The organism is Thermaerobacter sp. FW80 (assembly GCF_004634385.1).
GTDB classification, from domain to species: domain Bacteria; phylum Bacillota; class Sulfobacillia; order Thermaerobacterales; family Thermaerobacteraceae; genus Thermaerobacter; species Thermaerobacter composti.
The window spans coordinates 626,624-653,014 of sequence record NZ_CP037895.1 but is presented as its reverse complement, the minus strand read 5'-3'; the positions used below and the strand labels follow the sequence as shown (position 1 = coordinate 653,014).

22 protein-coding genes are annotated in these 26,391 nt (G+C 75.5%); 20 read left to right on the top strand and 2 right to left on the bottom strand.

The window, feature by feature from the left end:
- The first annotated feature begins 313 nt into the window (after positions 1–313).
- Positions 314–1,564, top strand: a complete 1,251-nt coding sequence (gene holA / locus E1B22_RS02665) for a DNA polymerase III subunit delta (RefSeq protein WP_135224453.1) — start codon at positions 314–316, stop codon at positions 1,562–1,564.
- 65 nt (positions 1,565–1,629) lie between these two features.
- Here the strand turns inward: holA and tnpB are convergent, their stop codons facing one another.
- Together tnpB and rpsT are read right to left on the bottom strand one after the other, a co-directional pair.
- On the bottom strand, positions 1,630–2,898 hold the full coding sequence (gene tnpB, locus E1B22_RS02660) for an IS607 family element RNA-guided endonuclease TnpB (RefSeq protein ID WP_135224452.1): 1,269 nt from the start codon (positions 2,896–2,898) through the stop codon (positions 1,630–1,632).
- A 448-nt stretch (positions 2,899–3,346) separates the two neighbouring features.
- A complete protein-coding gene (gene rpsT, locus E1B22_RS02655) occupies positions 3,347–3,619 on the bottom strand; it encodes a 30S ribosomal protein S20 (protein ID WP_135224451.1) in 273 nt (90 codons plus the stop codon).
- 510 nt (positions 3,620–4,129) lie between these two features.
- Here rpsT and E1B22_RS02650 point away from each other — a divergent pair.
- From E1B22_RS02650 to E1B22_RS02560, 19 genes are all read left to right on the top strand, one after another.
- Positions 4,130–4,459: a phage holin family protein gene (locus E1B22_RS02650; protein ID WP_135224450.1), complete on the top strand. Its 330-nt coding sequence runs from the start codon at positions 4,130–4,132 to the stop codon at positions 4,457–4,459.
- A gap of 1,588 nt (positions 4,460–6,047) precedes the next feature.
- Complete coding sequence (locus tag E1B22_RS13825; protein WP_305791210.1) at positions 6,048–6,902, top strand: hypothetical protein; 855 nt, start codon at positions 6,048–6,050, stop codon at positions 6,900–6,902.
- Between the two features lie 35 nt (positions 6,903–6,937).
- Positions 6,938–7,816: a stage II sporulation protein P gene (gene spoIIP / locus E1B22_RS02645; protein WP_371413492.1), complete on the top strand. Its 879-nt coding sequence runs from the start codon at positions 6,938–6,940 to the stop codon at positions 7,814–7,816.
- 177 nt (positions 7,817–7,993) lie between these two features.
- Complete coding sequence (locus tag E1B22_RS02640) at positions 7,994–8,830, top strand: thioredoxin family protein (protein WP_135224448.1); 837 nt, start codon at positions 7,994–7,996, stop codon at positions 8,828–8,830.
- A gap of 28 nt (positions 8,831–8,858) precedes the next feature.
- Positions 8,859–10,694, top strand: a complete 1,836-nt coding sequence (lepA, locus tag E1B22_RS02635) for a translation elongation factor 4 (RefSeq protein WP_135224447.1) — start codon at positions 8,859–8,861, stop codon at positions 10,692–10,694.
- Between the two features lie 428 nt (positions 10,695–11,122).
- Positions 11,123–12,307: a radical SAM family heme chaperone HemW gene (gene hemW, locus E1B22_RS02630; protein ID WP_243123658.1), complete on the top strand. Its 1,185-nt coding sequence runs from the start codon at positions 11,123–11,125 to the stop codon at positions 12,305–12,307.
- Positions 12,308–12,478: 171 nt separating this feature from the next.
- Complete coding sequence (gene hrcA, locus E1B22_RS02625; protein WP_135224446.1) at positions 12,479–13,501, top strand: heat-inducible transcriptional repressor HrcA; 1,023 nt, start codon at positions 12,479–12,481, stop codon at positions 13,499–13,501.
- A gap of 99 nt (positions 13,502–13,600) precedes the next feature.
- Entirely contained in the window at positions 13,601–14,641 is a 1,041-nt protein-coding gene (gene grpE / locus E1B22_RS02620) for a nucleotide exchange factor GrpE (protein WP_135224445.1), read from the top strand.
- Between the two features lie 58 nt (positions 14,642–14,699).
- Entirely contained in the window at positions 14,700–16,640 is a 1,941-nt protein-coding gene (gene dnaK / locus E1B22_RS02615; protein WP_135224444.1) for a molecular chaperone DnaK, read from the top strand.
- A gap of 70 nt (positions 16,641–16,710) precedes the next feature.
- A complete protein-coding gene (gene dnaJ / locus E1B22_RS02610; RefSeq protein WP_135224443.1) occupies positions 16,711–17,883 on the top strand; it encodes a molecular chaperone DnaJ in 1,173 nt (390 codons plus the stop codon).
- Positions 17,884–18,101: 218 nt separating this feature from the next.
- On the top strand, positions 18,102–19,013 hold the full coding sequence (locus E1B22_RS02600) for a 50S ribosomal protein L11 methyltransferase (RefSeq protein ID WP_135224442.1): 912 nt from the start codon (positions 18,102–18,104) through the stop codon (positions 19,011–19,013).
- A 30-nt stretch (positions 19,014–19,043) separates the two neighbouring features.
- Positions 19,044–19,799: a 16S rRNA (uracil(1498)-N(3))-methyltransferase gene (locus E1B22_RS02595; RefSeq protein WP_135224441.1), complete on the top strand. Its 756-nt coding sequence runs from the start codon at positions 19,044–19,046 to the stop codon at positions 19,797–19,799.
- A gap of 444 nt (positions 19,800–20,243) precedes the next feature.
- Entirely contained in the window at positions 20,244–21,437 is a 1,194-nt protein-coding gene (locus E1B22_RS02590) for a D-alanine--D-alanine ligase family protein (RefSeq protein ID WP_135224440.1), read from the top strand.
- Between the two features lie 183 nt (positions 21,438–21,620).
- Complete coding sequence (locus tag E1B22_RS02585) at positions 21,621–21,965, top strand: histidine triad nucleotide-binding protein (protein ID WP_135224439.1); 345 nt, start codon at positions 21,621–21,623, stop codon at positions 21,963–21,965.
- A 59-nt stretch (positions 21,966–22,024) separates the two neighbouring features.
- Positions 22,025–22,204 carry a 30S ribosomal protein S21 gene (gene rpsU, locus E1B22_RS02580; protein WP_135224438.1) on the top strand — a complete coding sequence of 60 codons (180 nt, stop codon included), beginning with the start codon at positions 22,025–22,027 and terminating at the stop codon, positions 22,202–22,204.
- Positions 22,205–22,242: 38 nt separating this feature from the next.
- A complete protein-coding gene (locus E1B22_RS02575; RefSeq protein WP_135224437.1) occupies positions 22,243–22,719 on the top strand; it encodes a GatB/YqeY domain-containing protein in 477 nt (158 codons plus the stop codon).
- A gap of 32 nt (positions 22,720–22,751) precedes the next feature.
- The gene (locus E1B22_RS02570; RefSeq protein ID WP_243123657.1) at positions 22,752–24,194 is read left to right on the top strand and encodes a nodulation protein NfeD; all 1,443 of its coding nucleotides are present in this window, start codon (positions 22,752–22,754) and stop codon (positions 24,192–24,194) included.
- Positions 24,195–24,338: 144 nt separating this feature from the next.
- Positions 24,339–25,352 carry a flotillin-like protein FloA gene (gene floA / locus E1B22_RS02565; RefSeq protein WP_135224436.1) on the top strand — a complete coding sequence of 338 codons (1,014 nt, stop codon included), beginning with the start codon at positions 24,339–24,341 and terminating at the stop codon, positions 25,350–25,352.
- Between the two features lie 39 nt (positions 25,353–25,391).
- Positions 25,392–26,333: a hypothetical protein gene (locus tag E1B22_RS02560; protein ID WP_135224435.1), complete on the top strand. Its 942-nt coding sequence runs from the start codon at positions 25,392–25,394 to the stop codon at positions 26,331–26,333.
- The last annotated feature ends 58 nt before the right edge of the window (positions 26,334–26,391 follow it).

The window sequence follows — 26,391 nt, the reverse complement described above, 5'->3', positions numbered from 1 at the left end:
GTGGGGCGCGGCGCCGGCGGGGGCGGTCCAGGGGTGCGGAGCCGTCGGCGCGGGGGCAGGCATCGCCCCGGCGGGGGGCCGGGGTCGTCGTGTCCTCCTCCGGCCCGCCGCCCTTCCTGGGCGGACTTGGGACCGGGTGCCGACGGGGCGGGCGGGAGACCGGGCGCCCATGGGGCGGACCGGGCCGACCGGCGCGGACCCGGATCGGATAGGATGCTGCTGGGCGTCGCAACCCGGTGGTCGTGTCGACCGGCCGTCCGGCGTCCGCGTTGGAGGGAAGGACCGCGACCGCGACTCGGGGAGGGCGAAGAGGGTGGAGTCCAAGCCGGCTGCTGCGGCCGTGGAGGCGATCCGCCGCGGAAGCATCGAACCGGTGTACCTGCTCCACGGGGGCGAGACCTACTGGCACGACACCATCGTCAAGGCCGTGCGCGACGCGCTGCTGCCCCCCGATGACCTCTTGAACTTCGTCCAGGTGGACGGGCGCACGGTGGGCGTGGAGGAGGCGGTGGAACAGGCGCGCACCGTCCCGCTGCTGGCGGAGCGCCGGCTGGTCGTGGTCCGCGACGCCGCCTGGCTGGCGCCCCGGGCCCCCGGCGCCGAGAGGGGGACGTTCCATCGCGCCGAGGGTCGCGGTGCTCCGCGCCAGCCCGCCACCGCCGACCGACGGTCCCCGGCTTCCGCCGCCTCCGCGTCCGGGACCGCGGAGGGTGCCGACCGCTCCGTGACATCCACGGCCTCGGGGACGGCGGATGCCGGCCGCCGGCGCGCGACCGGAGGCGATGGCCGGGGGGCGGCCGATCCGGAGGAGGCGGCGCTGATCGCCTATCTCGAGGACCCGGCGGCCACGACCGTGCTGGTGATCTGCCATCCGGGGGACGTGGACGGGCGCCGGGCGGCGGTCCGCCTCCTGCGCCAACGGGGCTGGGCGGTGGCCTGCGAGCCCCTGCGGGATGAGGCCCTGGCGAGCTGGCTGGCGGAGCAGGCCGCAGCATGGGGGAAGGAGCTGGAGCCCGAGGCCGTGGCCTGGCTGTTGGAATCCGGGGAGCCCGACCTGCAGCGGCTGGCGCGCGAGATCGCCAAGGTGGCGACCTACGTCGGGGAGCGCCGGCGCATCACCGCCGCCGACCTCCGGGCCGTCGGCGTCGCCGTCGCCACCGCCGGCGTGTTCGAGCTGATCGACGCGATCCTGGCCGGTCGTCGACGCCAGGCCATGGAGCTGCTGGGCCGCCTGCTGGACGCCGACGAGCCACCCCTGCGGCTCCTCGGCCTGATCGCCCGCCAGTACCGCATCCTCGCCTACGCCTGCGGCCTGCGGGCCGAGGGGGGCGACGTCCACCGCTTGCAGCAGGCGCTGCGGCTGCATCCCTTCGTCGCTCGCAAGGCCTGGCGCCAGGCCCAGGCGGTGTCCCCCGAATGGGCGCTGGCGGCCCTGGAGGCGGTGCTGGAGACGGACGTCGGGATCAAGCAGGGGCGGTGGCCCGCCCGCATCGGCCTGGAGCGGCTGGTGTGGCGGCTGAGCGGGGCCGGCTCGACCCACGGCGTGGCGATGCCCCGGAGCTGAACCGTTACCTGAAATATCGTCATCTGTTTCAGGCAGTCGATCCTCACGGATCGACGGTGCCGGTCTTACCCAGCGATGAGCCGGCGCCGGCTTCCCGCTTCCTCCGGGACCGCCTGCCGGAGGGCAGGTCTTCCGTCCCGTCCACGGGCGTTTAACGTCTCCGGGCCACTCCCGGCGACGGCGGCAACCAGCGTCGCGAGATTTCGGGCCGCGTTTTCGTCCCGGTCGAGCACGAGCCCGCATTCCTCACAGCGGAAAACACGCTGTGAAAGCGGCAGCGACGGCTTGACCGCGCCGCACCGGGAACAACGTTTGCTGCTGGGATAGAAGGGCGGTGCTTCGACTAGGACCGCGCCGTGCCAGGGACACTTATACCTGAGCTGGCGGCGGATCTCCGCCAGGGCCGCATCGGCCAGCGCCCGGGCAAGCCGCCGGTTCTTCAGCATGCCCGCCGCGTTCAGTTGTTCGACGACCACCACGCCATAGGTGCTCGCTAGGTGGTGCGTCAGCTTGTGAAGCGCGTCCTGGCGGATGTTCCGGACCCGCCCATGGAGCCGGGCCAGCCGGCGGCGGGCCTTTTGCCACCCCCGCCTGCCCTTCTGCCGGCGGGCCAGGGCGCGGTTCCACCGGGCCAGTTGTTTCAGGTTCTTCTCCAGCGCTCGGGGATTGGGGCAGACCTCACCGGTGGAGAGCACCGCCAGGTGCTTGACGCCCGCATCGACGCCGACGACCCTCCAGGGGAACCGGGGGCGGCCCGTCTGCCGCTCCACCTCGCAGGTAAAGCTGACGAACCAGCGGCCCCCTTCCCGGGTAACCGTGGCGGATAGGATGCGGGCCGTCCCTGTCTGGATGCGCCGGAGCAGGGCCGTGGTCGGCTCGTGGGTCTTCACCCGCCCAATCCGGGGCAGGACGACGTGGCTCTTGTCGTCCACCCGGATCGCGCCGGTGGTGAACCGCACCGATTCCCTCCCTCGGCCCTTCTTCCGGAACCGGGGGAACCCCACCCGGCGGCCCTTGCGTTGCCCCTTGTGACTTTTTGACCAGTTCTGAAGCGCCCGGGCCAGCCCGTTCAGGCCGGAGGAGTAGGCTTCCTTCGAGTTCTCCCGCCACCAGGGGGCGATGAGGTGCTTTTGCCGGTTCCACTCCCGACGCAAGTCCGGAAGCGTCCACGGCACCTCCACATCCTCGCCCCGGGCACGGGCTTCCAGGCGCTCCTTCACCAGGGCGAGCCCCCAGTTGAAGGCAAAGCGGCGGGCGCCCACGTGGGAGGCCAGCGCCCGCTGCTGGCGGGGCGTGGGGTCGAGGGCGAAGCGGTACGCCTGCAACACACGCATGGGGAAGCCCCCCAAAATCATCCAAGGACAGCGTATCAGAACATCTGTTCTGAGACAACAAGCCGGCCGAGGAGGGGAGGTGATGCCAAGATTTGATGACGTTGGGCGAGAAACGATAAGAAACGCGCTAGCTGTTCTCAGCCCTCCCGGAGCTGCGCGGGGAGGCTCCGGTGGTGGCCAACCGCCATCCCCCGTGGAGATGGGCGGCGTGGGGGTGGCGGGACCGAGGGAAGCCGCTGCGGCGTCGTGGTCCGGGAGGGGCATCGGCGGCATCCGGCATCGGCCCGCGCAGAGCACCCGGGCCAAGCCCCCGCAGCAAAGCACCCGCAGCAAGCACCCGCAGCAAAGCAAAAGCCGCTTCCTGGCGAAGCGGCTCCGAACGGACCGTGCCGGCTGCGGGCGTCGGGGATGGCCACGGCCGCCGCCGTCGTCGACCCGGTGGGCGACCTCAGGCGACGACCCCCAGCTTCTTCAGCCGCTGCATCAGGCGCGACTTCTTCCGCGCCGCGGTGTTGCGGTGGATGGCGCCCCGCACGGCGGCCCGGTCGATGGCGCTCACGGCGCGGCGCAACGCCTCCTGGATGGCGGTCGGGTCGCCGCCGGTGAGCGCCTCCTCCAGGCGGCGGATCGCGGTCTTGATGCGGGTCTTGTACATCTTGTTGCGCAGGCGGTTCCGCTCCGCCTGCCGGACGCGCTTGCGCGCCGAACGGGTGTTGGGCACCGTCTTCACCTCCGTGCCAGACTCTCATGTTACGCCACGGGGCCGGGTGGAGCAAGGCCAAGGGAGGCCTCTTCTCCTTGCCTCGCCCCTCACCTGCCGAAACGTCCCGCCGTCGAGGCCCCCGGCGAGGACTCCTGGCCCACCCCCGCCCGCCGCACCCCGGGGGGACTAGCCTCCGGATAGCCGCCGCTGCTGCGCCCGGCGCATCGCCCCATGGGCATCCAGAGCATGGGGTTCGGGCGGGGATGGGGCGCACCGGCACGGATGCGCCCCCTTCGCCAGGGGTGCCAGGATCCATGCCTCCGGCGGCCGGGAGACCGCGGGTTCGGCGACCGCGGTTCGGGGGCCGCGGGTGCGGCGGCCGTGGGGTCCGCCGAGGGCGAGCCGGCCACGGGGGCCACCGAGGGGCGAACCCCGGAATGGCAGCCGCGGAACCCCGGAATAGCGGCCGCGACCCGAGGTTAGCCTACAGCTGGCGAGGCAGGCGAGCGACTGGAAGGAGTGACCCGCGTGGTGATAGGGGCGATCATCCGGTTCATCGTCTCCGCCATCGTGCTCTTGCTGGTGGGCTTCCTCGTGCCCGGCTTCCGGATCATGGGCTTCGTCAACGCGCTGCTGGCCGCGGTCGCGATCGCCGCCATCGGATGGCTCATCGAGGCGCTGCTCGGCCGCAACATCTCTCCCCAGGCCCGCGGGCTGGTGGGCTTCCTCACGGCCGCGGTGGTGATCTACGCCGTGCAGTTCATCGTCCCCGGGATGAGCGTCTCCATCCTGGGTGCCTTGTTGGCCTCGTTGATCATCGGCATCATCGACGCCTTCGTCCCGACGGAGCTGCGATAGGATCGCCGCCGGCCCCGCGCTTGCGGGCCGCGGCGCTGGCGTGTCCGTGACCTGAGACCGCGTCGTCGATGGCCGGGAGCCGATCCCTGTCGGTTGCGGGCAGCCGATCCTCGCGGATCGGCCGCGCCGGTCTTACCCGTCCGGGAGTCGGTGCCGGCTTCCCGCTTCCTCGGGGAGCGCCTGCCGGGCTGCAGGACGTCCGGCCCGTCCACGGGCGTTCTCCGTCTCCGGGCCCCTGCCGGCGACGGCGGCCCGACGGCGGCCGCCGGGGCTGGCCATCAGGATCGGAGATGCCGGCCACGTCGCGTCCCAGTCGAGCACGAGCCCCCTTCTTCGTACCAGACGGTGCACTGCGAAAGCCGAGGCGAGGGAAGGCGGGGACTCGATCGCGCCGCCCCCGCAGCGACCCTTGCCGTTCGGTTGCCTCGCCCGAGGCTCCCGTCGCCGAACCCGCCAGCGGACCCATCGGCCGAGGCCCGCGTACGAGGCCCAGGGCCGCCCGGCCCCCTCCGGCTCGCCTGCTGGGCCCGAACTCCGCCGCGCCCAGGCGCCACCCATTCCCGCCACGCTGGGCCATGCCCGGCCCTCGCGCCTCCGCGGCCCGGCTCCCTTCACCGCCGCCCCGGCATGACCCCGTCCACCGGCGCATAGGTGTGCAAGCGGAGGCGAATGGGGGGACAGCCATGCCCGCGCATCGCCCTCCGGCAAGCCAGCCCCCGTCGGCCGGTGCGCCGCGTCCCGAGACGACGCCTACGGGCGGTCCGGCGCGCCCCTCCCCTGCGGTGCCGGCGCCCGCGGCCGGCACCGCGCCCCAGCGACGACCGCGGCCCGCCGCCGACCCGACGCCCGGTGCATCGCGACCCGAGACCCCGGACGAACCGGCCCCGGGCGACGGGGATGCATCGATCGGGGCGGCAGGCGACGAACGGTCCCCCGCCGGGATGGGCGGAGCGGCTCCGCCGAAGGCATCCCACGCCGTCCTGGCGCCCGGGGACGGTGCGGCGTCCCGGGCGGCGAGCGAGGCGACGGGCGGGGGGCTGGCCGCGCCGCCGGCTGCGGCGCCGACCGCGCCGGCCTCCCGGGTGGGGCCGCGGGCCACTGGGCCATCGCCTGCCGTCGGTGCCCACGCCCCGGGCGCGCTCGGAGCCCCGGCCACCCCCCGCGGTGGCCGGGGCATCCGGGGCGCTCCGGCGACCAAGGCGGGGGAGGCCCTGCCGAGGGCCGCCTCGCGGGCAGCGGGAGCGAGCACGCGGCATCGCCCGGCGCGGGAGGGGACCGGGGGCGCGGCGGGTTCCCCGGTGAGCCCGCGGCGGCGCCGGCGGGCGACCATGGGCAGCGGCGCGGCCGGGGAGGGGCGGTCGGCCCGCCCGCCTGCGGCCGGCCGGCACCGGCTGGGCCGTTGGGGCGTGGCGATGGGGTGCAGGCCGGTCCGGGCGCCGGTGGGCCCGAGGGCTCGACGGCGGGGGCCGCCACCCTTCCCGCCGGGCGGTCCCGACGGCGCGCCGTCGGGACCGCCGACGACGGCGGCCGAAGCCTCGCCCGGAGGGCGCCGACGGCGCCAAGGGGCGACGCGGGCCGCCTGCAGGCGATGGCCGGCGCCCCGCCGCTGGGGCCCGGCGGCCTCGGCTCCGAAGAGGGCCCGGGCGAGCAGGCCGCCGTACCCGCCGACGCCGCAGGCCCCGCGGGCACCGGCCCGGCCCCCGCCGGGCCGGCGCCCGCGGGCAAGGCAGCCCCCGACCCGTGGCCCGCCGTGGCTGCGTACGCCGGGGTGGTCGTCGCCGTCTTCCTCTTCCTGGCCGGCCTGGGCGGGGGGCTGCCGTGGGATCGCTCCCCGGTCGGGGGGCCGGGGGTGCCGGCAGCGGGCGGCGCACCGGTGGCGGGTGCCGCCCCGTCTTTCGGCGCCGCCTCCTCCGCGGCGCGCCAGGGGGCGGACGAACCCGCCGTGCCCGCCCTGAGCCCGCGGTTCCCCGCCACCGCCGGCGAGACCGGCCCCGCAGCGCCCCCTCGGTCCCCGGCCGGGGAGGCGTCCGCCGACCGCCGCGGCACCGGGGACGGGAGCGGGGAGGGCGCCGGGGCCGGCGGCAGCCGCGACCCCGGCCCGGCCGCGGGACCCGGAGGCGAGGGCGCGCCCGCGGCAGGCGCCGGCTTCGCCCCCGCCGCGGGCGGGGGGCAGACCGCTGCCGGTGAGGCCTCCGACCCGGCCTCGCGATCCGACGCGAGGGGTCCCGGGGGCGACGGCGGTGCCGAGGCGCAGCCCGACCTCTGGCAGGCCCTGGCGGAGCGGCTCTGGGGCTGGCGGGCGGTCCTCGACGCGATGTGGCCCGGTTCGGCCCCGTCCCCCCACCCGGGGCCCAGGGCGCGTCGGACGGGGCGGCGGGATCCCCGGCCGGCGGCCGCGGCTCCGCCACCGGCCCCCTGGGGCGACGCCTGGCCGACCTGCTGACGGAGAGGATCGCCGGCGTTCGCCTGGACGAGCCGGTGACCCTGGTCGCCAGCCAGTTCCCCGGGGCCCATCCCCTGGAGATCTTCGAGGAGGAGGGAGGGCCGGTGGTGGGGCGGCTGGCTCCGCCGGACGTCCTGGCCGGTGGGCTGCCCCGCTTCCGCCCCGAGGCGGCGGACGACGGCGAGGTGGCCGTCGCGGGCGACCGGCCGCGGGTGTTGATCTACCACACCCACACCAGCGAGGCCTACGTGGGCGCGGTGCCGGCGGGGACGGGGTTCGACCCGGCGGTGGAGGCCTTCACCAGCGACCCCGGGGCCAGCGTGGTCGGCGTGGGGACGGTGGTGCAGCAGGTGCTGGAGGAACGCGGCATCGGCACCGTCCACCTGCGCCAGGTCTTCGACCGGGACGGGGAGCGGGTGACGCGCATCGGCAACTATCAGCGGTCCCTGGCAGCCTTGGTCGGCGACGGGGACCGGCCCGGCCTCCTGGACGCGTACCCGACGGTGGACGTGGTGCTGGACATCCACCGCGACGGGGTGGGACGGGACGCCACCCTGACGCGGGTCGGGGGCCAGCCGGCGGCCAGCATCCTGTTCGTGGTGGGCACCGACCGGCGGCTCGAGCATCCCCAGTGGCACAAGAACTACTGCTTCGTGCAGTGGCTGGTGGCCGAGCTCGAGCGGCGCCATCCGGGGTTGGTCAAGGGCGTGCTGGTCTCGGAGAACCGCTACAACCAGCATGTGCGGCCCGGGGCGGTGCTGGTCGAGATCGGCGGCTACGGGAACACGCCCGCGGAGGCCGAGCGCAGCGCGCGGATGTTCGGCGAGGCCCTCGCGGCGGTGATCGAGGCCGGCAGGGTCCCCCAGGCCGACCGGCCCTTCCAGTGCCCACCCGGCGTCAAGCCGCCGGGGTAGGGCGCGACGCCCCGTCCCGCTCCCGCGCGGCGTCCACCTCCAAGGCCCGCCCGGCGTCAAGCCGCCGGGCCCCGGGGGCGAGGCTTGTGGCCGCGGGCCCGCGCCGCTATGCTCAACGGTAGCGGCGGTTCCCGGCCGGGCGACCGGGAACCGCCGCGGCAGGGAGGCGATGGGTCCGTGGCGATCCTGACGGAGTCCCAGCGGCAGGCCGTCGCCCAGCAGCTCCAGGGCGTGACGGCGCCGGTGGAGGTCGAGCTCTTCGTCCGCGACACCCGCCTGATCATCCCGGGCCGGGAGTGCCCGCGGTGCGAGGAGACGGTCCAGCTCCTCGAGGAGGTCTGCGCGCTCAGCCCCCACCTTCGCCTCACGGTGCGCGACCTCGACCGGGAGGCCGAGCGGGGGCGGGAACTGGGGGTGGAGCGGACGCCCACCCTGGTGATCCATGGGCGGGCCGCGGGCCGGGTGCGCTTCGTCGGGGCGCCGCTGGGCTACGAGTTCGCCAGCCTCCTGGAGGCGCTGGTCGAGGCGGGACGCCCTGCCTCGACGCCGGAAGCGGGCGCCGACGCCGGCCGGGCCGGCGCCGGCGCGGAAGCCACGGCCCCGCGACCCCCGGCGGCACATCCCGGCGATGCCGGGGCCGCGGCCGGTTCGCGGCCGGACGGTGCCGGCCCCGAGGAGGGGGAGGCGTCCCCCACGCCCACCGGTCCCCTGGACCCCCGCCGGTTGGCGCGGCTGGAGGAGGCCGGGGAAACCGTCCACCTGCGGGTGTTCTTCACCCCGACGTGACCCCACTGCCCGCGGGCCGTGCGCTCCGCGATGCAACTCGCCCTGGCCAGCCCGCGGGTGGTGGCGGAGGCCGTGGAGGCCAGCTCCTTCCCGCAGCTGGCGCGTCAGTACCAGGTCTGGGCCGTGCCGAAGACGGTGATCAACGACCGGGTCGCCCTGGACGGGGCCGTGCCCGACGAGGCGCTGTGGTCCGCCATCGCGCAGGCGTTGGGCATCCCGCCCGATTGACGGTCGCGATCGCGAGGTCCGCCGACGGATGAGTGACCAGCGAGCACGGGGCCACCAGGCCCGCATCCGCAACTTCTGCATCATCGCCCACATCGACCACGGCAAGTCCACCCTGGCCGACCGCCTGCTGGAGTCCACCGGCACCATCGGCGACCGCGAGCGGCGCGACCAGGTGCTGGACATGATGGACCTGGAACGGGAGCGGGGCATCACCATCAAGGCCCAGGCGGTGCGCATGTTCTACCGCGCGGCCGATGGCCAGGAGTACATGCTGCACCTGATCGACACCCCCGGCCACGTGGACTTCAGCTACGAGGTCTCCCGCGCCCTGGCCGCCTGCGAGGGCGCGATCCTGCTGGTCGACGCCACCCAGGGCGTGGAGGCCCAGACCGTGGCCAACCTGTATCTCGCCCTGGACGCCAACCTGACCCTGATCCCCGTCATCAACAAGATCGACCTGCCCGCCGCCCGGCCCGACGAGGTGCGCCAGCAGCTGGCGGACCTGGGGTTCGACCCGGCGGAGGTGCTACTGGTGTCCGCCAAGGAGGGCACCGGCGTGGACGACCTCCTGGAGGCCGTCGTGCGGCGGATCCCGCCGCCCTCCGGCGACCCCGAGGCGCCGCTGCGGGCGCTGGTGTTCGACAGCCACTACGATGCCTACCGCGGCGTCATCGCCTACGTGCGGGTGCGGGACGGGCGGGTGCGGCCGGGCGACCGGATCCGGCTGATGGCCTCGGGCGCCGAGTTCGAGGTCGACCAGCTGGGCACCTTCCGCCCCTTCCTGGTCCCGGTGGACGAGCTGGCCGCCGGGGAGGTGGGCTTCGTCGCCGCCGGCATCAAGAACGTGCGGGACTGCCGGGTGGGCGACACCATCACCCTGGTCGACCGCCCTGCCCGGGAGCCGCTCCCGGGCTATCAGCCGGCCAAGCCGATGGTGTTCACGGGGCTCTACCCCGTCGACCCGGGCGACTACGAGCGGCTGCGGGAGGCGCTGGAGAAGCTGCGCCTGAACGACGCCGCGCTGGTGTTCGAGCCGGAGACCTCCGAGGCGCTGGGGTTCGGCTTCCGCTGCGGCTTCCTGGGCCTGCTGCACATGGAGATCGTCCAGGAACGCCTGGAGCGGGAGTACGACCTGGACCTGATCACCACCGCGCCCAGCGTGGTCTATCGCGTGCGGCTGCGGGACGGCAGCGAGCGGGAGATCCAGAACCCCGCCGACCTGCCCCCGCGCGACCGCATCGAAGCGCTGCTGGAGCCCTTCGTCCGGGCGTCGATCTTCACGCCCAAGGAGCACGTGGGCGCGCTGATGGAGCTCTGCCAGGAGCGGCGCGGCGAGTTCGTCACCATGGAATACCTGGATCCGCGCCGCGTGCGGCTGGAGTACCGCCTCCCCCTGGCCGAGATCATGTACGACTTCTTCGACCAGCTGAAGTCGCGGTCCAAGGGCTACGCCACCCTGGACTACCAGCTGGAGGGCTATCGCGAGTCGGACCTGGTGCGCCTCGACGTCCTGGTGGCGGGGGAGCCGGTGGACGCCCTGTCGGTCATCGTCCACCGGGACAAGGCCTACGCCCGCGGCCGCGCCCTGGTGGAGCGGCTGAAGGAGCTGATCCCGCGCCAGCTCTTCGACGTGCCGATCCAGGCGGCGGTGGGGTCGCGGGTCATCGCCCGCGAGACCATCCGCGCCCTGAAGAAGAACGTGCTGGCCAAGTGCTACGGCGGCGACGTCACCCGCAAGCGCAAGCTGCTGGAGAAGCAGAAAGAGGGCAAGAAGCGGATGAAGCAGGTGGGCCGGGTGGAGATCCCGCAAGAGGCCTTCATGGCCGTGCTGCGGGTGGACGAGCCCCGCGGCGGGGGGCGGTGAGCGCGGTGCCGGCACGAGCGGGTCGCGTGGGTGCAGCGCAGGCGCGAGAGGCGCGCCCGGTGCCCGCCCAGGCGCCACGGCCGACCCCCCAGGCCGCGGGAGCGCCGGCAGGCCGGGGGCCTCAGGCCGCGCCGTCCGGGTCCGGGCCGGCAGGAGGAACCGGCCGGGCCGCCGCGGCGACCCCCACGGCGGCACCGGCGGACCGCCGTCGGGCCTCGCCCCCCGCTGGGCCCGCGGCTTCCGGGACGAACGCGTCGACGGGGCCGGCGCCCTCGATCGGCGCCGGCCCCGCGGACGCCACGGCCCGGGGCGCCCTTGTCCGTCCCGATGGCGGCGCCGGGCAGGGGCGGGAACGGTGCCGGGAGGCCCAGTCCCGGGCGGAGGGCGGCGCGCCCTGGCCCGCGTGGGACGCGGGGCCGGCCCTGTACGTGCACGTGCCCTACTGCCGCCAGCGCTGCCACTACTGCGACTTCAACACCTATCTCCTCGACCCCGCGGGCAAGGTCCGCTACCTGGGCGCCCTCGAACGGGAGTTGGCCCTGCTGGCGGCCGACCCGGCCCTGACGCGGCCCCTGGTCTCGGTCTACGTGGGCGGCGGCACCCCCTCGATCCTGGAGCCGGCGGAACTGGAGCGGCTGCTGGCGGCGGTGCGCCGCGCCTTCCGTCTCGCGCCGGACGCCGAGGTCACCGTGGAGTGCAACCCCGGCACCCTGGACGAGGAGCGGTTGGCCGTCCTGCGGGACGGGGGCGTCAACCGCCTCAGCCTGGGCCTGCAGGCCGTGCAGGACGAGCTGTTGCGGGCCATCGGTCGCGACCACACCTGGGCCGACTTCTGCGCCACCTACCGGCGGGTGCGGCGGGCCGGGTTCGACAACGTGAACGTCGACCTGATCTTCGGCCTGCCGGGCCAGAGCCTGGAGCAGTGGGAGGCGTCGTTGCGGGCGGTGGTCGACCTGGGACCCGAGCACGTCTCCTGCTACGGGCTCGAGCTCCATCCCGGCACGCCCTTCTACCGGGAGTGGGAGGCGGGCCGGCTCCAGCTGCCCGGCGAGGACGCCGAGCGGGCCATGTTCGATCGCGCGTACGAGGTGCTGGGCGAGGCCGGGTTCGTCCGGTACGAGATCTCCAACTACGCCCGACCGGGGAGGGAGTCGGTGCACAACCGGGTGTACTGGCTCAACGGCTCCTACCTGGGGGCGGGGCCGGGGGCCTGGTCCTGCTGGCGCGGCGAGCGGCGGCGCAACCGGCTCCACCCCATGGCCTACGCGGCCGCCCTGGCCGAGGGCCGGCTGCCGGTGGACGTCACGGAGCGGGTGGATCGGCGACGGGCGATGGAGGACACCATGATCCTCGGCCTGCGGCTGGCGGAGGGGGTCGACGAGGGCCGGTTCGCGCGCCGCTTCGGGTTGACCCCGGAGGAGGCCTTCCCCAGGGCGATCCGGCGGCTGCTGGAGGAGGGGTGGCTGGTTCGCGAGGGGGGACGGATCCGGCTCAGCCCGGCGGCGGTGCCGGTGGCCAACAGCGTGCTGGTCGCCTTCGTCGACACCGATGACATCCGGACGGGTGCGGGCGGCGGGCCGGGCGGCGTCGACGCGGCGGCGCCGACGCGTTGACGGGATCCCGCGCCGGTGCTACCTTGTAAGGAGGATCGTTAGCACTCTCTGTCATCGAGTGCTAAGCGGAGGGACGCGTCGACCCGCAGGTCGCCGGAGGCCGCCACGGCGGCACCCCGTGCCCGGCCGGAACCGGCCGGGCGGGCTCCGGGGCCGAGGGGGGATCAGCCGATGGACCGCCGCAAGCAACAGGTCCTCAAGGCGGTGGTCGAGGACTACGTCGACACGGCGGAGCCGGTCGGATCCCGCACCCTGGCCCGCAAGTACGGTCTGGGCGTGAGCCCGGCCACCATCCGCAACGAGATGGCGGACCTGGAGGAGATGGGCTTCCTCGAGCAGCCCCACACCTCCGCCGGGCGGATCCCTTCCGACCGGGGCTACCGCTTCTTCGTCGACATGCTGATGGACGCGGTCACCCCGCCGCCCGAACTGGTGGAGCGCCTGCGGCGCATGTACGCGGAGCGGGTCGACCACGTCAGCCGGTTGCTGCGGCAGACGGCCCAGGTGCTCAGCGAGACCACGGACTGCCTGGCCCTGGTGGAGTCGCCGCGGGTGGAACCGGTGACCTTCCGGCACCTGCAGGTGCTCCCGCTCAGCGAGCGGCGGGCCGTGCTGGTCCTGGTCACGGACGAGGGGCTGGTGCAGCAGCGGCTGGTGGAGCTGCCCGAGCCCGCCAGCGAGGCGGATCTGCAGCGCATCTCCGCCGTGCTGACGCGCAGGCTGGCCGGGCTCACCCTGGATCAGGTGGGCCGCACGGCGTTGCGCGAGTTGCACGACGAACTGGCGGCGTGCGGCGCCCTGCTCGAGGCGGCGCTGGAGGCCTTGCGGCCGCCGGCGTCCGAAGACGACCACCCGGTGTTCGTCCTCGGCACGCGGCGGTTGTTCCGCCAGCCCGAGTTCCAGGACGTCCAGCGGGCCCAGGCCGTCCTGGGCCTGGTGGAGCAGCAGGAGCTGGTCCGCGACCTGCTGGGCCGGCAGGGCGGCGACGAGCTGGTGATCACCATCGGTCACGAGAACCCGTACCCGGACCTCTACGACTGCAGCGTGATCAGCGCCACCTACCGGCTTGGGGGTGAGGCGGCGGGCCGCATCGCCGTCCTCGGGCCGAAGCGCATGCACTACGCCCGCATCACCAGCGTGATGGAGCTGTTGGCCCAGCTGCTGACGGAGGCGATGGAACGCACGGTGCGTTGATGGGGCCCGCCGCCGGACGGGATCCGCGTCCCTGCCACCGGTGGCGGGGCTTTTTTGTCCGGGTGCGGGCCGGAGGCCGGAAGGAGGCGGAGCCCGATCGTGGGTGAGTCGAGGGTCGAGGGGGAACCGCGGGTGGAGGCGACGCGCCCCACGGCGGCATCGGCTCCGGAGGGCGCCGGCGGCGGCGAGCCCTCCGCGGTCCGGGGCGAGGGAGGGACCGCCGCGGCGCGGACCGCCCCGCCGGGCGCGGCCTCCGCGCCCCCGCGGAAGGAGGCGGACGAGGGGCCGGCTGCGCCCGCTGCGGAAGGGGGCGGGAGCCCTCCGGCGGCCACGGCTGCGTCCTCCGCGGACGAGGCCGAGGGTCCGGCGGCGGCCACGGCCGCGGAGCCGGGGGAGGCGGCGGATCCGGCCGCCCGGTCGAGCGCCGGCGGGTCCGCACCCGCCGAGGCCCAGGCCGCGCCCAGGGACCTCGCCCAGGCCCTGGCGGCGCTGGAGGCGGCCCGCCGGGAGGCGGCCGAGGCCCGCGCCGCGGCCGACGCGGCCCGTGCCGAAGCCGCGGCCGCCCGCTCGGAAGCGGAGGCGGCTCGCCGCCAGGCCCAGGAGTACCTGGACCAGCTGCGCCGGCTGCAGGCCGACTTCACCAACTACCGGCGCCGCATGATGGAAGAGCAGCGCCGCTGGCGGCAGGACGCCGAGGCGGAGCTGGTCCGGGCGCTGCTGCCCGTGCTGGACAACCTGGAGCGGGCGCTGGCGGCGGGGGGCGACGCCGGGCACCCCGTGGTGCAGGGCGTGGCCATGATCCACCGGCAGTTCCTCGACGTGCTCCGGCAGGTCGGCGTCGAACCCATGGAGGCCGAGGGCCAGCCCTTCGATCCCCACCGCCACGAGGCGGTGGCGCGCGTGGAGACCGCCGACCGTCCCGACGGCACGGTGATAGAAGTGTTCCAGCGGGGCTACCTATACCGGGGACGAACCCTGCGCCCCGCCATGGTCAAGGTCGCGGTGGCACCCGCGGGAACCCCGGCCGCGACCGCGCCGCCGTCGGCCGACGCCGCCGGCCAGGCGGGGGCCGACCCCGCCCGGGGCGAGACCGGTGCCGATGGCGCCGGGGGCGCCGCGGCGCAGGACGGCGGCCGGTGACCGGGGAACGCCGCGGCCACCGGCAAGGCGACGCATGCGCGGAGGAGGGGAAGCGGGCATGGGCAAGGTGGTGGGCATCGACCTGGGCACCACCAACTCCGTGGTGGCGGTGCTGGAGGGTGGCGAGCCCACGGTGATCACCAACGCCGAGGGCAGCCGCCTCACCCCTTCGGTGGTGGGTTGGTCCAAGGACGGCGAGCTGCTGGTCGGCCAGGTGGCCAAGCGACAGGCCGTCACCAACCCCGAGCGCACCATCTTCTCGATCAAGCGCTTCATGGGGCGCCGCTTCAGCGAGGTGCGGGACGAGGCCGCCCGGGTGCCCTACAAGGTGGTCGAGGGACCCAACGGGGACGCCCGGGTGGAGGTGGACGGCAAGCTCTACTCGCCCGAGGAGATCTCGGCCATGATCCTGCGGAAGCTCAAGCAGGACGCCGAGGCCTACCTGGGCGAGCCGGTGACGCAGGCGGTGATCACCGTCCCCGCCTACTTCAACGACGCCCAGCGCCAGGCGACCAAGAACGCGGGCCGCATCGCGGGCCTCGAGGTGCTGCGCATCATCAACGAGCCGACGGCGGCCGCCCTGGCCTACGGCCTGGACAAGGAGGAAGACCAGAAGATCCTGGTCTTCGACCTGGGCGGCGGCACCTTCGACGTCTCCATCCTCGAGCTGGGGGACGGCGTCTTCGAGGTCCGGGCCACCAGCGGCAACAACCACCTGGGCGGCGACGACTTCGACCAGCGGATCATCGACTGGCTGGCCGAGGAGTTCAAGAAGGAGCACGGCATCGACCTGCGCCAGGACCGCATGGCCTTGCAGCGGCTCAAGGAGGCGGCGGAGAAGGCGAAGATCGAGCTGTCGTCGACCCTGAGCACGAACATCAACCTGCCCTTCATCACCGCCGACGCCAGCGGCCCGAAGCACCTGGACATGACGCTGACGCGGGCGAAGTTCGAGGAGCTGACGGCCGACCTGGTGGAGGCGACCATGGGGCCCACCCGCCGCGCCCTGGAGGACGCGGGGCTCAAGCCGGAGGACATCGACAAGATCATCCTGGTGGGCGGCTCCACCCGCATCCCCGCGGTGCAGCGGGCGATCCGGGAGTTCTTTGGCAAGGAGCCCCACAAGGGGGTCAACCCCGATGAGGTGGTGGCCATGGGCGCCGCCATCCAGGCCGGGGTGCTGGCCGGCGAGGTCAAGGACCTGGTGCTGGTCGACGTCACGCCCCTGACCCTGGGCGTCGAGGTCCTGGGCGGCGTGGTCGAGCCCATGATCCCGCGCAACACCGCGATCCCGACGTCCAAGTCGAAGATCTTCTCCACCGCCGCCGACGGGCAGACCCAGGTGGAGATCCACGTCGTCCAGGGCGAGCGGCCGCTGGCCAAGGACAACAAGACGCTGGGCCGGTTCATCCTGGACGGGATCCCGCCGGCGCCCCGGGGGGTGCCGCAGATCGAGGTCACCTTCGACATCGACGTCAACGGCATCGTCCACGTGCGCGCCAAGGACCTGGGCACCGGGCGGGAGCAGAAGATCACCATCAAGTCCCAGGGCGGGCTGACCGAGGAAGAGATCCAGCGCATGATCAAGGAGGCCGAGCAGCACGCCGAGGAGGACCGCAAGCGCAAGGAGCTCATCGAGGCGCGCAACCAGGCGGACGCCACGCTCTACCAGGCGCGCAAGACCCTGAAGGAGCACGAGGGCAAGCTGGACGCGGGGGTCAAGCAGCGCATCGAGGAGCGCATCAAGGCGCTGGAGGAGGCCGCCCGGGGCGACGACACCGCGGCCATCCGGCGCCGCATCGAGGAGCTCTCCGAGGCCCTGCTCGAAGCCGGCCGCAAGATCTACGAGCAGCAGGCGGCCGCGGCCGGCGGGGGCTCGGCGAGCGGGGCGGCGGGCGAGACCGGGGGCGCGGGTTCCTCCGCCTCCGGGGGGACCGGCGACGTCTACGATGCCGGGTACCGGGCCAAGGACGAGCGCACCGGGACGGGCGGCGACTGAGACCGCCCGTCCCGGCCGGGCCGGTCGCCGCGGCCGGACGCCGCCGGCGCCATGAGGGGGGAGGTGCGGCGTGGCGAAGGACTACTACGAGATCCTGGGGGTCTCGCGCGACGCGTCCCCGGAGGAGATCAAGAAGGCGTATCGGCGGCTGGCCCGCCGCTACCACCCGGACGCCAACCCGGGCGACCCCGAGGCGGAGCGCCGGTTCAAGGAGATCAACGAGGCGTACCAGGTCCTGAGCGACCCGGAGAAGCGGGCGGCCTACGACCGCTTCGGCACGGCCGAAGGCGCCGGGGCCGGACCGTGGACGGCCGGGGGCCCGGGCGGAGCCGGCGGCGCCGACGGCGGGTTTGGTCCCTTCGGCGGCTTCGAGGGGTTCGAGGGATTCGGCGATTTCGGCTTCGGCGACCTCTTCGACGCCGTCTTCGGGGGTGGCCGGGCGTCCCGGCGCGGCGGCCCCGTGCGGGGCGCGGACCTGGAGACGGAGCTGGAGCTGACGCTGGAGGAGGCCGCCCGCGGCGGGCGCCGGGAGATCCGCATCGAACGCCCGGAGCCGTGTGCCGCCTGCCGCGGCACCGGCGCCGAGGGCGGGCGCCTGGTGGCCTGCCCCCAGTGCGGCGGCACCGGCCAGATCCGCTCGGCGCGGGCGACCCCCTTCGGCCAGTTCGTCACCGTGCAGACGTGCCCGCGCTGCGGCGGCGCGGGGCGCATGGCGGCCGCCGCCTGCCGCACCTGTGGCGGCCGCGGTCAGGTGCGCCGCCCGCGCACCCTGGAGGTCGAGATCCCCGCGGGCGTCGACGACGGCATGCGGCTGCGGCTGCGCGGGCAGGGCCAGCCGGGCCGCCGCGGCGGGCCGCCCGGCGACCTCTACGTGCGGATCCGCATCAAGCCGCACCCGGTGTTCCGGCGAGAGGGCGACGACATCGTCACCGAGGTCGGCCTCGGCATCGCCCAGGCCGCCTTGGGCGCCCGGTTGCGGGTCCCGACCCTGGAGGGGGAGGAGGAGCTGCTCATCCCGCCCGGCACCCAGCCCGGCCAGGTGATCCGCCTCAAGGGCAAGGGGATGCCCCGCCTGCGGGGCGGCGGCCGCGGCGACCAGCTGGTGCGGGTGCGGGTGGAGGTCCCGCGCCGCCTCACCGAGCGGGAGCGCGAGCTGCTGCTGGAGCTGGCCCGCCTGCGGGGCGAGGCCGTGGTGGAGGAACGCGGCCTCTTCCAGCGGATGCGGGACGCCTTCAACCTGTAGCAGCCCCCACGGGGTGAACGGGCGCCGAAGGAGCCGCCGAGGCCAGTCCATGCCCTCGGCGGGAGGCACCCCGGAGGCACCCCGGATCCCGGGGGCGGGTGCCCGCACCGGGCCGGGCCCGCTGCGGGCTTCGCTGCCGAGGGGTGGGCGCGGACGGCGCGGGCCGGGACCGAGGGGCTGCGGTCCGGGCGGCGCGGCGTGCCAACGGGGGGTCGGCCGTGCGCTGGCTGGAGATGGTCATCGACGTGCCCGCCCAGGCGGCCGAGGCGGCGGCCGCCGCGGTGCTGGAGGTGGTGGATGCCGGCTTCGCCTGGGAGGAACGGGGCGGCACCGTGCGCATCCGGGCCTACCTGCCGGAAGAGGGGTTCGAGGAGCGCTATCGCCGGCTGGGCGAGCGCTGGCGGCGCGTGCGGCAGGTCTTCCCGGCGGTGGGGCCGTGGGCGCCGGCGGTCCGGGCGCGGGCCGTGGACGAGTGGGCCGAGGCGTGGAAGGCCCACTTCCGTCCCCTCCCCGTCGGCCGGCGGTTGCTGGTGGTGCCCAGCTGGGAGCGCCATCGGGTCGACCCCGGCCCCCGCATCCCGCTGGTGCTGGACCCCGGCATGGCCTTCGGCACCGGTCAGCACGCCTCCACCCGGCTGGCCCTCGAGCTCCTCGAGGAGGAGCTCGAGGGCCAGCCGGAGCCGCGGCCGGTGCTGGACGTGGGCACCGGCTCGGGCATCCTGGCCATCGCCGCCGCCCTGCTGGGGGCGCGGCCGGTGCTGGCCGTGGACATCGACCCGGGGGCCGTCCGCGTGGCTCAGGACAACGCCTCGGCCAATGGGGTGGACGACCGGGTGCGGGTGGCTGCGGGGACCGCGGCGGCGGTGCGGCGCCAGCCCCCGCCGGGATGGGCCGTCCACCTGCCCGCCGCGGTCACGGTGGCCAACATCACCGCCGCGGTGCTCGCCGAGACCCTGGACGACCTGGTGCACCTGACGCGGCCGGGGGGCGCCCTGGTCCTCTCCGGTCTCGTCAGCGAGGCGACGGACACCCGGGATCTGGAGGAACGCTGCCGCGCCAGGGGGCTGGAGATCCGCCGGCGCCGCCGGGCCGAGGGCTGGGAGGCGTGGCGGCTCGCCGTCCCGAACTAGTCGCGAACCAGGGTCGACGGGAGAGGCAGCATGTTCGTCCCGCACGTCTTCGTCGAGGAGGAGCTGGCCGTCGGCGGGCAGGCGACCCTGGCCCCGGACGACGCCCACCACCTGCTGCGGGTGTTGCGTCGCAGGCCGGGGGACCGGGTGGTGGCCGTGACCCCGGCGGGCCGCCGCTGGCTGAGCCAGCTGGCGGCCGGGACGCCGCCGCGGGTGCGGGCGGTGGCGCCGCTGCCGGGCAGCGAGCCGCCCGTGCACGTCACCCTCGGCCAGGGCCTGCCCAAGGGGGCCAAGATGGAGGAGGTCGTCCGCCACGGCACGGAGGTCGGCGTGAGCCGGTTCGTCCCGGTGTGGGCCGCCCGCTCCATCAGCCGGCCGCGGGACGCCGCCGTGGCGCGGCGGGTCGAGCGCTGGCGGCGGATCGCCCGGGAGGCGGCGCGCCAGGCCCAGCGCTCGGCGGTGCCGCGCGTCGATCCACCCGCGACCCTGGAGGCCCTGCTGGCGGAGGCGGCCTGGGACCTGATCCTGATGCCCTGGGAGGAAGAGGAGGCCCGGGGCCTGCGGCAGGAGCTGGAGGCCCGGGCTGCCGCCTGGGGGCGGCCCGCCGCGGGGCGGCGGGTGCTGATCCTGATCGGACCCGAGGGCGGCTGGGAGGCCGAGGAGGTGGAGGCAGCCCGGCACGCCGGGGCGCGGGTGGTCACCCTGGGGCCGCGGATCCTGCGCACCGAGACGGCCGGGGTGCTGGTGGCCGGCCTGGTGCTCCACGCCCTCGGCGATCTGGGATGAGGCTGCGCGGTGCCACCGCGCGGGGCGAGGGCGGGGGACGGCGGCGGTCGCCGGGTCGGCACCCGGCGATGGCCCTCGCCCAGGGGCGGCTGGCCGACGGCGCGGCGTGCCACCCGGCGCGAGCGGAGGGGCCCCGCCGGCCCAGGCCCGGCGGGGCGGGGAGGGGGGCCGGGGGTGTGCGTCGCGCGGGGGGCCGGGGGCTCGTCCGCGGGAGCCCGGGTGCCCGGGCCGGGGTCCCCCGACGGGGAGGGGCGCGGCCGGGGTCCTGCTGCCGAGGCCAGCGGCGGGCTCCTCCTGCATAGGTAGCCATGGGAGTGGTGCGCCGCCCGCCGCGGCCGGCGCCGGCGCGGCGGAGGGGGTCGGCGGTCCCCGGCGGAAGCGGGTGCCGCCGGCGGCGCCGCCTCCGGCGAAGGGCCCCGAGGCGCAGGGAAAGGCGGGAGAGACGTGGTGCAGCACGCGGCGGGCGGGCGGCGGTTGCGGGTGGGGATCCTCTTCGGCGGCCGCTCGGGGGAGCACGAGGTCTCGCTGATGTCGGCGCGGTCGGTGTTCCGGGCCATCGACCGCCAGCGGTTCGAACCGGTACCCATCGGCATCACCCGATCCGGGCAGTGGATCCTGCCCCACGACGCCGAGGCGCTGCTCGGGGCGGGCCGCGGGGTCGAACCGGCCGACGGCGACCCCCTGGCGGTGGTGCCCGGCCCCGGCGGGCGCCGACTGCTGGTGCTGGCGGCCGGCGGCGCGGGCCGGTGGCTGGAGCCGCTGGACGTGGTCTTCCCCGTGCTGCACGGCACCTACGGCGAGGACGGCACGGTCCAGGGCTTGCTGGAGCTCCTGGACGTCCCCTACGTGGGCGCGGGGGTCATGGCCTCGGCGGTGGGGATGGACAAGGCGGTGATGAAGGAGCTCTTCCGCGCCCGCGGGTTGCCGGTGGTGCCCTTCGTGGTGGTGACGGCGACCCGCTGGCGCCGGGAGCCGGCGGCCGTGATCGAGGGGATCGAGGGTACCCTCGGCTACCCGTGCTTCACCAAGCCCGCCAACCTCGGGTCCAGCGTGGCGATCCGCAAGTGCCGGGACCGTCGGCAGCTGGCCGACGGCCTGGAGGAGGCCCTGGCCTATGACCGCAAGGCCGTGGTGGAGCGCGGCGTGGACGCCCGGGAGCTGGAGATCAGCGTCCTGGGCAACGACGAGCCCATGGCCTCGCTGCCCGGCGAGATCCGGCCGCGGGCGGAGTTCTACACCTACGAGGCCAAGTACACCGAGGGTGGCGCCGAGTTGATCGTGCCCGCGCCCGTGCCGCCGCGGGTCGTCGAGGCGATGCAGCGCCTCGCCATCGCGGCGTTCCAGGCGGTCGACGCCGCCGGCATGGCGCGGGTCGACTTCTTCCTCGAGCGGGCCACCGGGCGGCTGCTGGTCAACGAGATCAACACCATCCCCGGCTTCACCGCCTACAGCATGTATCCCCGGCTCTGGGAGGCGGCGGGCCTGCCCTATCGCGACCTGATCACCCGGTTGATCGAGCTGGCCCTGGAACGCCATGGTGAACGGGCCCGCCTGCGGACAACCTATGGGGACGGGGGCGGTGGCGACGCGCAGGGGGGCGGCGACGGCGCAGGGACGGGCAGCGACGGGCAGGGATAGGCCCGCGGGGTGCCTCCGCCGAGGGCCCCGGAGGCTCGCCGCGGCCGAAGGAGGGGCGGGGCCGATCCGCCCCGTCGCCGACGGTGGGTGGCGTCGGGCGGGGCAGGACCGGGCCGTGCCGGTGGCGAAACCAGGGACGACCGCGTCCGCGCGCTTCGACGTCCCACGCCGGGGGTGGCAGCCGTGGCGGACTGCCTGTTCTGCCGGATCGTCGCGGGCGAGCTGCCCGCCGACAAGGTCTACGAGGACGAACACGTGCTGGCCTTCCGCGACATCAATCCCCAGGCGCCGCAGCACGTCCTGGTGATCCCCAAGCGGCACATCGCCTCCCTCAACGAGGCCCGGGAGGAGGACGTCCCGGTGCTGGGACACCTGCAGCGGGTGATCCCCGAGGTGGCCCGCCGCGTGGGCGTGGCCGACAGCGGCTACCGCGTGGTGGTCAACACCGGGCGGGACGCGCTGCAGACGGTCTTCCACGTGCACTACCACGTGCTGGGCGGCCGGGCCCTGCAGTGGCCGCCCGGCTGATGGCAGCCTGCGGCCACCCCGGTGGCCGAGGGTCCGTGGTCGGGAAGGAGGGATCCGGGGTGGCCGAGGTCAGGCGCCGGGAGAACGAGTCCCTCGACGAGGCGCTGCGCCGGTTCCGGCAGGCCATGCGCAAGGCCGGCATCCTCAGCGAGGTACGGCGCCGCGCGCACTACGACAAGCCCAGCGTCCGCCGCAAGAGGAAGAGCGACGCCGCGCGGCGCCGCCGCCGGGGCCGCTAGCCGCGGTCGTCCGGGCGGCGGACGGGGAGGGTCGCACCATGTCCCTCAAGGAACGGCTGGAGCAGGACATGAAGGAGGCGCTGAAGGCGCGGGAGGCGGGAAGGACCCGCCTCTCCGTCATTCGCATGGTCCGCGCCGCCATCAAGAACGAGGAGATCGAGCGGGGCCACCCGCTGAGCGACGACGAGGTCGTGCAGGTGCTGGCGCGGGAGCGGCGCCAGCGCCAGGAGGCGCTGGAGGAGTACCGCCGGGCCGGGCGGGAGGACCTGGTCCAGCAGATGGAGGCGGAGATCGAGGTCCTGGCGTCCTACCTGCCCGAGCCCTTGAGCGAGGCGGAGCTCACGCGGTTGGCCGAGGAGGTCATCGCGGAGGTGGGGGCCCGGGGGCCCCAGGACATGGGCAAGGTCATGGGCCGGCTGATGCCGCGCATCCGGGGCCGGGCCGAGGGCAGCGAGGCCAGCCGGATCGTCCGCGACCTGCTCGCCCGCCAGGCGCAACAGGGCTCGCCGCGCTGAGACCAGCACCGCCCGGGGGAGGATGGGCCGGGGTGGATCGGCGGTTCCGGTGTGCGATGGGCGGCCTAGGGGCGCTGGTCCGGGGGATGGCGGCCCTCGCCCTCGCCCTGGCCGTCGCCGTTGGTGCGTCGGCGCCGGGTCGCGGGCCCTCGCCGCCGGCCGCCGCCTCCTCCGCCAGCGGCACGCCGCCCCAGCGGGTGCTGGTGATCCCCGTGCGCGGCAACATCGAACCGGGCCTGGCCCGCTTCGTGATGCGGGGCCTTGCCCAGGCCCAGCGGGAGCGGGCCGCGGTGCTGCTGGAGATCAGCACCTTCGGCGGCCGGGTGGACGGCGCCACGGAGATCCGCGGCGCCATCGACGCGGCCGTCGACGCCGGGGTGCCGCTGGCCGCCTGGGTGCCCGACCGGGCCATCTCCGCGGGAGCCCTGATCGCCATCGCCGCCCCTGCGCTCTACATGGCACCCGACGCCACCCTGGGCGCGGCGGAGCCGCGTCCGGCCGACGAGAAGACCATCTCCTTCGTCCGCGCCGAGTTCGAGGCCGCCGCCCGGAGCCGCGGCCGTGACCCCCAGGTGGCCGCGGCCATGGTCGACAAGGACGTGGCGATCCCCCAGCTGGTGGAGAGGGGGCACATCCTCACCCTCACCGGCGAGCGGGCCCACGCCATCGGCTTCATCGAGGGCCTGGCCGACAGCCGCCAGGAGGCCCTGGCCCGCGCCGGGTGGGCGGGATTGCCGGTGGACGAACTGGCCCCGACGGCCGGCGAGCGCCTGGCCCGCTTCGTCACCGACCCCGTGGTGGCGCCCATCCTGCTCTCCATCGGCATGGCCGGGCTGGTGGCCGAGTTCTACGTCCCCGGCTTCGGCTTCCCCGGCATCGTGGGGCTCGCGAGCCTCGCCCTGTTCTTCGGCGGCCACCTGCTGGCGGGCGTGGCCGGCTGGGAGGCGGCGCTGCTCTTCCTGGTCGGCGTGGTCCTGATGGCGGTGGAGCTGGTCATGCCCGGCTTCGGCATCTTCGGGATGGCCGGCCTGCTGGCCATGGGCGCCGCCATCGTGCTGGTCACCGGTGACGTCAGGCGGGGGCTCGAGGCCCTGTTGGCCGGGATCGTGGTCACGCTGGCGGTGGTCGTGGCCCTGGGACGGGTGGCGGGCCGCCGCGGCCTGTGGCGGCGGCTGGCGCTGCCCACCCGCCTAGGCGAGGCCGAGGGCGTCCGGTCGACGGCGGCCGATCCGACCCTGGTCGGGCAGCGGGGCCGGGCGCTCACGCCCCTGCGGCCGGCGGGGACGGCGGCCGTGGGCGGGCGCCGCGTGGACGTGGTGACCGAGGGGGAGTATCTGCCCGCCGGCACCGCCGTGGAGGTCATCCGCGTGGAGGGACGCCGCGTGGTGGTGCGAGCGGTGGCCGGCGACGGGATGGACCGCCCCGGTGCGGACGGAGGCGAGGGGCCCGGGCCCCGGACCGGCGAACGAGCGTAGGCCCGTCCGCCCCGCGGGGTGCGGGCCCGCGGGCCGGTGGCGACCGTCCCGGGATGGGTGGCGGCAGCGAATGGCGCGGGTGGGGGCGGCGGCGGTCCGTGTCCGCCTCTCCCACCCCCGTCCGGGATAAGGGAGGGGTGGACGTTGGCCGACCTCTCGTGGCCGATCCTGCTGGTGGCCATCGGCCTGATCCTGGTGGCCCTGGCGGTGGTGTTCAGCTTCATCCCCGTGGGCCTCTGGATCTCGGCCCTGGCGGCGGGGGTGCGGGTGCCCATCATCACCCTGATCGGCATGCGCCTGCGCCGCGTGCCCCCGCACCGGATCATCAACCCGCTCATCAAGGCGGACAAGGCGGGCATCGACGTCAGCCTGGACAAGCTGGAGGCGCACTACCTGGCCGGCGGCAACGTGGACCGCGTGGTGGACGCCCTGATCGCGGCCCAGCGGGCGGAGATCCCGCTGACCTTCGAGCGGGCGGCGGCCATCGACCTGGCCGGGCGCGACGTGCTGCAGGCGGTGCAGGTCAGCGTCAACCCGCGGGTGGTGGAGACGCCGGTGGTGGCGGCGGTGGCCAAGGACGGCATCGAGCTGCGGGTCAAGGCCCGGGTGACGGTGCGGGCCAACATCGACCGGCTGGTGGGCGGCGCCGGCGAGGAGACCATCATCGCCCGGGTGGGCGAGGGCATCGTCACCACCGTCGGCTCCGCCGAAGACCACAAGGCGGTGCTGGAGAACCCCGACTCCATCTCGCGGGTCGTGCTCAACAAGGGCCTGGACGCCGGCACCGCCTTCGAGATCCTCTCCATCGACATCGCGGACGTGGACGTCGGCCGCAACATCGGCGCCCAGCTGCAGATGGACCGGGCGGAGGCCGACAAGAACATCGCCCAGGCCAAGGCGGAGGAGCGGCGGGCCATGGCGGTGGCGGCGGAGCACGAGATGCGGGCGCGGGTCCAGGAGATGCGCGCCAAGGTGGTGGAGGCCGAGGCCCAGATCCCCCTGGCCATCGCCGAGGCCTTCCGCCAGGGCCGGCTCGGCGTCTTCGACTACTACGCCCTGCGCAACCTGCAGGCGGACACGGAGATGCGGGCGTCCCTGGCCGGGGGTGGGGGACGCGAGGAGCCCCCGTCCGGGCAGCCCACCGAGCGGGGGAGCTGAGCCCGCGCAGGGAGCGGGGATCGCCCAGGGGGGTTGACGATGCCGGGCTGGTTCCAGTGGCTGGCCGACGCGGGGGTGGAGCTCGTCCTCCTGTTGGGCGTCCTGGCCAGCATCCTGCGCGGATTGGCCGACTTCTACCGCAACCGCCCGCGGCGGGGGCGGCCGCCGGCACGGCAGGGGGACCGCCCCCCGCGCCCCGCGCCCGCCCGGCCGCCGCTGCCGCCGACCTTGCCCCACGAGACGCCGACCCGGCGCCCTGCGCCCGCCGGCAGCCCCAGGAGCGCGACGGTGGGGCGGCATCCGGCCGAGGGGGCCGGTCCCGGCGCCGACGGCGGACGGGTGCCGGACGCCGCGGCGCCCCCCGCTGCCCCGCGGGAGCGGCCGCCCGCCCGGCCGGGGCGGCCGCCGCGCCCCGCGCCCGAGCCCACCGCCGGTCCGTGGGGCGACGTCTGGGGCGAGCTGATGCGCCAGCTCGAGGATCTCCTGGGGGACGGGATGGAAGGGGAGGCCGATGGCCGCGGCCGGCGTCCCCCGACGGCCCCGGGGGGCGGGCCGGCGGCCCCCATGCCCAGGTCCCGGCGACAGCCCTTCGCCCCCGGCGAGGGCGCGCCGGGCGAGGAGGGCACGCCGGGCGTCGAGGGGCAACCCGGGCCCGACGAAACCGCAGGACCCCGGGGACGGCAGCGGCCGCGGCCGCCGCACCGGGCGCCGGCGGCGGGCGCGGCGTCGACGCCGGATGGCGGTCCCGCCGCCGGCTCCCCCGCCGGGGAGACGGCCGCCGTCCCCTCCCCCGCAGTTGAGGACGCCTTCCCCGGCGCCGCTGCGGCGGCGAGCCGCGTCCTTCTGCCCGTGGCGGCGCGGACCGCTCCCGACCAGCGCCGGGCGGCCCTGGTGGCCGGCTGGCTGTGGCTCGAGGTCGTGTCCCCACCCCGTGCCCTGCGCCCCTGGCATCCCGGGCCGGATCTTTTGCGGCGTCGCTGACCGCGCGGCCGCGGCGCCGCCATCATATCGCCCCGTGCGCCGCCGTAACCTTCAGCGG